The 9,621-nt window shown below is 53.3% G+C and carries 1 protein-coding gene; it reads right to left on the bottom strand.

What is annotated here, in order from left to right; all coding sequences use genetic code 11:
* Nucleotides 1-9,621: hypothetical protein (locus KDK13_RS15265; RefSeq protein ID WP_257285835.1), on the bottom strand; the 9,621-nt coding region annotated here is incomplete at both ends.

Below are 9,621 nucleotides of genomic sequence, written 5' to 3'. Positions count from 1 at the left end.
CCAGCTGCTGATTGCCGGTTGTCGTCAGTGTCAGTGCTGACAGTGCATCCAGCTTGCTGCCTGCCCCCATCTGAATAGCAGCCGCATTAATGGCAACAGCACTGTCAGAGACGATACTTTTACCCGTTGCCAGGGATACCGCTTGAGCATCAGTAACCGTAAAGTTGCCCCCGGTAGATACCGTGTTATTAATCATCAGGTGACTGTCACCACGGAACTGGAAGCCCCCTTCTGTTGAGGTCAACTGACGATTGATGGTGGCCACGCCAACAGCATCAATCGTGATATTGTCTTTGGTGGTAACTGCTTTATGAAGTGTCAGCGTTCCATCGGCGTCGATCGTCAGCGCACTACCTGCATCAATCTTGTTGTTTACCGCCAGAGCATCACCGGCTGACAGGTTAATCGCCTGCAGAGACTGAATTTTATGGAACGTCGCACTGCCTGAGGTTTTTGTCTGAATGTCCTGTGCGGCTTTCAGCAGAGAACCATCCCCCATACTCAGGGTGTTGTTGATCAGGTTGAGTGTGGTGCCAGCATCCAGAGTACTGCCAGACATAAGCTCCAGGGTACTGGATTGAACCTTCAGGCCACTGCCTGTGGATAACTCCTGCTGCTCCGCTATGGTCACGTTACCTGCGGCAAAGATATCCGCAGCCATAGCTATATCGGCCCGTTCATTGAAGCGGATGGAGCCAGTGGCACTGTCCGTATCCAGGCTGCCTTCTACATCCAATTGTGCAAGTACCTGGTCAGCGGACGTTGCCAGTTCAAGATCACCTTCGATATCCAGCAGGCTACCTGTGTTCATTTGCAGGCTGGCAGCTTTCAGCGTTGTCTTCTGACCGGAAGCGATGGTTTGTGCAGCATCCAGGATTAACGCCCCGACAACATCCACATCCACTTCCCGGCTGGCATCCAGACGACGATTGACAAACAGATCTTTCTGGCCACGAAGGATGATCGAACCCTGCTCGCTGGTCAGTGGGCCGTTGAGGGTAATATCGTCACCGGCGGTAATGCTGAAGTTATCACCGGAGGTGGCCACGGCATTCACCGTGGTAAAGGTGCCACTGTTCAGCACCGCAGTATTGTCAATATCGATCTGGCCAGCAGTAATACTGGTCTGACTGGTAATTTCAGCCTCTCTGGCGGTCAATCCGGTCAGGGCAATGGTGCCCAGGGCAGCATTCTGATTATTAGCGGTGGTCAGCTTAACCTTGCCGGTATTGGCCGTCAGGTTAAACAGGGTCATGGCGTCGGATGCTGTGGCGGTAATATTACCGGCACTGTTGATAGTTGCCTGGCTGTCCATTATCAGACGGTTGGAATCCATTACCAGATTACCGGACTGAGTAAGTACGCCGCCTTTCAGGTTTATCTGGCCATTGGCCAAGAGAGACATCAAGCCACTGGTCGTGGTGATATCGGACAATGTCAGACTGCCACTTTGGGCATAAAGGCTGGCGGTTCCGGCCCGGACGGCTACTCCTTCCAGATCGATGCTGGCAGCGTCCAGGTCAATATGATTATTAACATTGACTGTCAGGCCACCGTCGCCGGTAATATCGCCGGAAACATCCAGCTTTAATCCCTTCGCCTTGATATTGCCCTGAATATCCAATGCACCGGCGCTGGTCAGGGTAAACTGGTTATCCACATCCGTGTTATCAAGGGTAAAGAGGCTGGTATCGCGCGCATTCAACCAGGCATTACCGGCGTCCATCTGCAGTCCGCCGGTACCGGTCATAATGACATCAAGCGCACCGCTGGAGGCACCAATATTGTGGTTTTCTGCATCAAGTACAAAGCTGTCCGCAGAAATAAAGCTCTCATTGTTATAGGCCAGCAGATCATTATTGTTGTAGATCGACAGCAAGCCACCCGCACTGACCGAGCCCAGATAGAGGTCCCCATTCACGTGGTGAAGGTACATATCAGCTGCGGCACCCGCCTGGCGGAGGGCACCGCTGAGATCCATCTTCAGTGCATTGCCGGAAGCACCGATATCACCACGGGTATTGGAAATATAGAGATCACGGCCAAGAATATTGGTCAGGCCGGACTTTGATCCGATGGCACCATCAACAATCAGACGAACATCATCACTGGTTGAGATCAGTTGTCCTATTGTCAGCCCGGAGGTGGACTCAATATAAATCTCATCACTGGCTGAAGCATAAAGCTCTCCGGGAACATCCACTTTGATGGGATCAACCTGCTTGACCCGGAAGGTAACTGAGCTGTCGGCAACCTCGGTGGCAATATCACCAGCACCGGCGGCCAGCAGTGCGGCTTTCTGGGCATCAGAAACAGTGCCATTACCGGTGGTATTGACCGTAAACACCAGGTCATCCAGGTTTTCACCAACCCCACCATTGCTCACCAGAAAGTGGACGTCAGAAGCCGTGACATTGGCATCCCGATTGGATAACTGGCTGGAAGCATCACCGTTCAGGGCGGTGGAGGAGATACTGATATCCAGCTGGCTTTGCTGCCATTGGGCGCCATCCACCATATCGGTGTACCAGGAAGAGTCCTGAGTCAGGGTCAGTTTATAATCCTGGTTATAATCGCCGGTCAACAGGTCCCCATAGTCGTAACCATTAAGGATGCCTTTCTGCTCCACGCCAATGGCATCTTCCGGGTTCACGAAATTTTCCGGTGTGGCAACCTGGTCAGCAAACCACTGCTCAAGGCCCTGATAGTCTGATTTGACCAGGCTGGTCAGCGCAGCTTCATCTGATTCGTTGTAACGGAGCTTCAGAGCTTCAATATAGGCTGGGTCAATGGTAAACCCCTGGTCGCTGGTTTCACTCAGACGCTGCTTCAGCATCCACAGGGTGTGATATTTGTGGGTAAACTGGTTTTCGTAGGAGGATACGGTGACTGCACCGGCATCATCATCCAGAAGATTGAGGCTGTCCCATACGGCGGCATCGTAGGCCAGCTCCTCATCGGTCTTATCCAGACGACCAATGGCATTTTTCAAACGACCATTGCCCAGTTTAATCACCACTTCTTCGCTGGCATTGGCGCTGTACAGTTCCAGATCACCACTGGCCTGATAAACCGCGATATCCGTCGCCGCGTTCAGTTTCACCGCGCCAGTGGTGGAGATATTAATAAACTGGTAAGTACTGGTATTACCGATGGTTCCCACTTTACCAATACCACCGGTTGAGCTGGTCAGATCCAGCTGATCTGCCTGAATAATGGTGCTGCTGTTTTTGGCCGCAATCCCCTTATCAAACACACCGACGATGTCGTATTTTGCTTTCAGGTGCTGAAGCTCAACATCCCCATCGGTACCGGTGACATTGAAATACAGGGAGCCATGACTGGAAGCCATGCCCAGTTCGTCAGTGATCACCGACAGCGGATTTTCAATGCTGCCAATATCCCCTCTTGCCGAGATCGTGGTGATATCCGAGGTGATAGCCGTTGAACCGGCGGTGATCAGGTTCTTCTGGGTACTGATGTTGGTGGTACCGCTGGGGTTATAGACATTACCGGTGAGCTGGATATTGCCCTTGGACGTCAGGTCAATGGAACCATTAGCAAGACCGGTGAACTGAAACTTGATGGCATTGTCGGCCTTGACGTAGGTATGGGTATCCATGCTGAGCCGGTAGGCAACTTCCACCAGTGGGTCCACATTGGTCATATTGCTGCCGTAATACTTGTCGTAACTCAGCCCCCAGTTCACCCGCCAGACAGACGCACTGCCATAGTCGTAGGTTTGCGTCAGATAGTTGGAGGCAGTGCCACCGCTACAGGCTTCCGGTTTGTAGGTACAGGTGGTGTAGTAGCTGGTTTCGGTGTTCCAGTTGGTCTCGTAATACCAGTCACCCAGGGTGTTCGGGTATTTGCCAAAGTAACCATCAATAGAGCCACCATCATAAGGCGCGGAACTGTCTCCGGGTGGGTCAAAGCTGCGGGCAATCGTCGCACCTTCGCGGATGTAATAGAGCTGACCGGCCACCGGGTTATAGGTCATGGTTGACGTGGTGCCAGTACCGCCATATTCCCCGATAAAGTCCGATTCTTCGTAACTGACATCCCATGCACTGGTTTCATATTTGCGGATTTTGCTGCCGGGTGAATGGACAAACCATTCACTGTACTCAACCGCATATCCACGACCATCGTCTGGAATATTCTTTCTCTTGTTCAGGTCGGTAATGCGGATAATACCGGTGGCATCATCCCCGGCACTGATGGTGCCCAGCACCAGCTGACTGTTTGAGTCATTGTTGATATCGATCTGGCCAAGGCCATCCTTGACCGTGATATTGCCATCCTCGCCGGTGGATGAAATCCGGGCCCGGATAGCAACATAACCACCACCACTGACCGGAATATCATCAGCGGTAATATGCCCGGTGGCCACATCATAGGTGAGCCCGATACCGGAGGAGCCGGAATTGGTTGAAACATCAAAGTCGTACCACTTCCAGGCACCATTGACAAACAACACCTTACTCTGGCCCGGAGTGATAGAAACCTTATCGCCCGCTGACAATCCGGCATCGCGAATATACTGGGCAATTTCCGCATCAAAACCGCTGCCCACATCCACCGACCAGCTGTTATCGGTGCCCACAACAATCTTGCCGTTGATATCCAGACGCTGGGCATTAATGACCACCTTTTCCCCAATGATCGAAGTACCTGTTCCTCCCAACGAATTTTTCACCTGGCTGTAGCTGGCACTTTTCGTCAGGCTGGACTGTTTATTGGAGATCGGTTTGAACTTCCACTTGCTGCCTCCACGACTGTCGCTGTTGGTCCTCATCTCAAACACAATAGCGTCATTACCGTGGTATTCAGCGGCATTGGCGAATCCCCAGTTAAAGTAGATGTTCATCTCATCGTAGCCGTAGTCACAGGACTTACAGCTGCTGCTGTTCTGGTAATAGCTGATCTGGCTATCGGTATGGCGAATAGCCCGCCCGGAGAACCAGTTATTAAAATTACTGATGCCTGTGGCCTTGATAGCCGTACTGTATTTGTCGTTTATATAGTAATTGACAAAGTCATCTGCAGAGGCCGGTTTCCATCCTGAGGTATAATTCACCAGGGCATCCGGGTCCCGTCCATAAGTCTGCGGCTTATTGCTGTTCAATAACAGGCTGCCATTTTTCACATCCAGGTTAATGGCGTTTGCTTCAATAGTGGCCTGTTGAATCAAATCACCTTCCGCCACGCTGATATTGACACTGGACAGAAGATTGGCAATATCACCGTTAATGATGACATCGGAGTCCAGATAGTTAGCGCCCGTTGGTGCGTGATCAATGGTGATCCCGGTGGTATCGGTATAATCACTGCCGGATTGCTCATCGATATAGGTATCCGACAGTGATGCACCACCGGTGACAAAGACGTTACCACCAGTCTGATTGGTAATGCTCAGGTTGTTGAGCACCAGGTGCTCGTCGGTTTTATTGTCAACCCGGATGTATGCGTCACCTTTGGCGGTAAAGGAAGGCTTGCTGGAGCCGGCCAACGAGATGGTATCTGCCACCAGATTAACGTTACCGGCGGTTGCCCGGACATTGGCAACCTCAATGGCAAAATTGGGGTTCTCGGACAGATCGTCCACGATGGCCGACAATAATACGACTTCCGACTTCAACTGATCAATTTCCGTCTGGTACGGATTGCTGTTATCCACAGCCAGATTATCGCCACTGCCACCGGATGCAGCAGGGTCTTCAGCACCAGGATCACCCACCGCATCATCATCGGCGCCATCGGCCACATCAATACCCTCAGCACCGGAGTCTGGTGTCCAGGCCTCCAGCTCGGCAATACGGTCTTGCAGCTCCTGAATATAGGTTTCCAGCTCTGCCCGGCTGGAATACTTGTCGTCCATTTGGGCGGCAGTACCGTAACGGTAGAGCTGAGATGTGATACTGCCATTGGTATCCACCTCAACCCACTGATAGGCATACTGCCCTGCCACAACGGAACCACTGCCGTTAAAGGTCAGCACATTGCTGGTGCTGGAGTCACTGCTGCCAAAGGTGGTTTCTGAACTGAACAGCTCCAGGTAGGGATTTTTTTCAATGCCGCGATGGGTGGCGCTTAACGCGCCTTCGTTCGCCTCTATAAAGACGTGGCTATCGGAGCCCACTGCAAAACCATCGGCAAACTCGACATTATTGGTCAGTGAGATATTGGATTTGGCTTTATTGCCTGCAGGAATGGGTATAGCGGTCCAGTTATACACATTGGCCAGCGCATTACTGGTCAGCTGGTTTTCCTGGAAGTAGTTACTGCCCCGGCCACTGTAGATACCAACATCACCATAACTGTTAATAACGGCATTCTTACCAATATTCACCTGGTTAAGGACGTCCAGATTAACCTTGCTGACCCCACCGGCCACACCGGCTGCCGCCCACACACTGACGTTTGCCTGGGCAACCGCTGATCCCCTGGAGTAGGTGCCAATCCCGATTTCACCCACCGGGTTGTAAATATTGTAACCTTCGCCGACGGTGATCTTGTTTCGGGTATTAACATCAACGTCTGACTCCGCACCGGCTCCCTGCAGTGCACCGCCAATTTCCAGTTTGGACTCGTCGTATACATAGAAGTCGGTGTTGGCGTCGATGGTAATGTTGTGATCGTACGTACTGTCCAGCCAGGCCAGGTCCGATATTTTCAGCACACCTTTCTTGCCAAGCACCACCTCAGCGGTCAGGTTTTTCAGATTCTGGTAAGAGAGACCGGCAGAGCCATTGGCCGCACCACCGCCTGCGCCATACACTGAAGCGGTGAAACCGCTGAAATAGGGGTTCTGGATCTGGTAAGCGCTGTTGAACGCATCAATATCCACCTGCATGGCAGAGAAGCTGACGTTTTTGCCCAGGTCTACCCGAACATTGGTATCCACTTCGGTTTTTGAGGTGGCGCCAGAACCACCGACAACCGATACCGTGGTGGAATCAGTACCGGCGAAAAACTCGGTTTCGCTGGCGGCGGAAATATAAACACCACCGGCGTCTACCGGCAACACCCGGTAACCATTGGACCAGTCATCCACCAGCACCGCTGCCGAGTACTGGCCGCTGCCATAATCACCGGCGTCCATCACCGACTCTGCAGCACTGCCTGCGTAGTAACCACCACCACCGGCGGTGGTAAAGCTCTGGTTCTGGTTGAAACTGTTGGCGTCCAGAATCAGATCACCGGTGCGCTCCAGTGCAGCAATGGGGTCTTTGCCAAATTCAACCCTGGCAGAGGTAAAGGATTGAGCAACACCCGTCTGATAACCGCCAGCCACCAGACCGACAAAATAACCATCCGCATCGGCAATCTGTACACCGGTGTGGCGGGCATAAACGGAAAAGTCAGAATAAGGAATGGATACCCCATCACCCACTTTGGCAACGGACTGTGAGCGGTTGGTCGCCCTGGCTTCACTGCCGGCAATACCGGCCAGCAAGCCACCGGATGCGGCAAAGGCGGCGGCGTACGCGGTTTCATAACCGTCGTTACCGCTGCCCGTTTCGGAGCGGACAACCACATTACCGTTGCCATTAAAAATGGCACCATCGGCAATTTCAGCCTGGGCTTTGGTCTCTGTGGTTGCATAAGCAAACGAGCCACCCATGGCACCACCGGCAGCCACGGTTACGCCATAGGCACTGGAGTAAAGGCTGGGTGCTGACTGGGCATTGACATTAACCACACCAGAGCCGGTACCAATCGTGCCATAAACGGTAGCATTAACATCCGAGTCATCATGGGCAGATGTGACCACTCCCTGAACACCTGCCAGCAGACCACCAGCCAGGGCAAAGCCAGTGCTCTTGACCATACCCTCATTAACAGCAGATAGCGTAATGTTGTTATAGCCATCAATCAGTTTGCCCTGCTCGCCGATCCAGGCATCAATATCGCCATCTTTCCCGGCATAGCCGACACTGGCACCGATAGCGGCAGCACCGATATTGATATTCAGCGAACCATCGGTAACAGACGACGGTTTACCACTGCTGACATCACCAAGACGGATTTCCGTACTGTCCCTGGCGGTAACCTGCAAGTCTCCGGTATCATCACCTTCAGCGGAATTGATACCCGCCACCACCCGGTTCTCACTGCGGGCATCGGTGTAGTTGATAACCACACTGGTGCCACCCAGGCCGACAATAAAGCTCTTCATCTCCAGGGCAGCATCGTCATCGCTGACATTTTCCAGGCTGGCACCAATCACCACATCGTTGGCTTTAACACTGCTATCCACTGTGGCAATATTCATTTCATAGGAGCGGCTGATGCCCACCACCCCGGCAATCCCGACGGAACTTGCCTGGGCGGCTCCCAGCCCCTGGTAACTGTGCTGCAGTGTCCGGCTGTTAACATTCAGGGTATCTACATCCACCAGACCACCGCTGATACGGGCGGCAGTGACACTCTCCCCACTGAGTTTGAGGGATTTTCCGGATTCGGTGGTCGTGGACGTTGCCGGGGCGCTGCCCCTGGTGATGGTCAGTCCGGAATCAGCTTCCAGGGCAGCAATATCTTCATCAGACAGATGTCGGTTATAACCAGCGGTGTCGGTAGCCAGAACGGTATTGGCTTCATTACGGCTGGGGTCAAATTCATCTTCCGCATTGGTGCCATCTTCCGCCGTGGTATCACCCTGACCGTATAGAGCAACACCAATACTGACAGCGGCAGCAACATTGGTTGAAGCTGCACCGGCCACACTGATCAGGTCTGATTCCCGCTGCGCCGCGGCATCCACATCCAGGGTACCGGCTTTAATATCAGAACCTACCACCTCGCTATAGACCTGGGAGCGCCCAAGCACCACGTTGGCAACCGCACCAACACCGAGGCTGGCACCGGCACCAATCCCGGCAGCCATCTGATTGGCGTATTGAATCTCCTGGGCATTGACCGTTACATTGGTTGCCGCAGACGTGCCATCACTGCCGCGAATATCGGTGGTCAGATCACTGGAGTCCAGATAGCCATGAATGGCCGCCCGGGTTTCACCACGGAACTCCGTGGTATTGATCATGGCAGCAACCCCATAACTGCCGCCAATACCAGCACCAAAGGTATAACTGTTAACACTGGAAACACGGTCAGCATCAACCGTCACCGTGTCTGAATTGACAGTAGTCGTATAAGTGTCGCCATTGTCGTCCAGGTCGTTACCAATGATGGCCTGAGAATCACCACCCACAATATTGACCGCCAGACCAATCCCGACACCAACGGTGGTACCGATACCGGCGGCACCAGCAGCGACATTGGACTCCTGTCTTCTGTCAGCCACCACCACCACTTTATTGGCATTGGTGGTGCCACCACGGAGCCATGCCCGGGTATCGCCCATCTGTTCGGTAATCACCACCGACGCAGCCCCGCCCAGGCCGCCAGTGGTCCCAAGTCCGGCAGCAACACCGGCAGATACCGCCTGCGCCAGCTTGGAGCTGTTGGCATCGATGGTCAGCTGGTCGGCATTGACAGTACTGTTAACCACGGTGGCTTCGCTGGAACGCTTCTGGGCATTGGTGGCAAAGCCGCCTACTCCCGCCCCGGCGGCTTCACCACCACCGGAAACCGCCACACCGGCAGACACCACCAGCC

This window comes from Endozoicomonas sp. SESOKO1 (assembly GCF_024606265.1).
Classification (GTDB): domain Bacteria; phylum Pseudomonadota; class Gammaproteobacteria; order Pseudomonadales; family Endozoicomonadaceae; genus Endozoicomonas.
The sequence above is the reverse complement of the archived record's forward strand: the minus strand, read 5'-3'. Positions and strand labels throughout refer to the sequence as shown.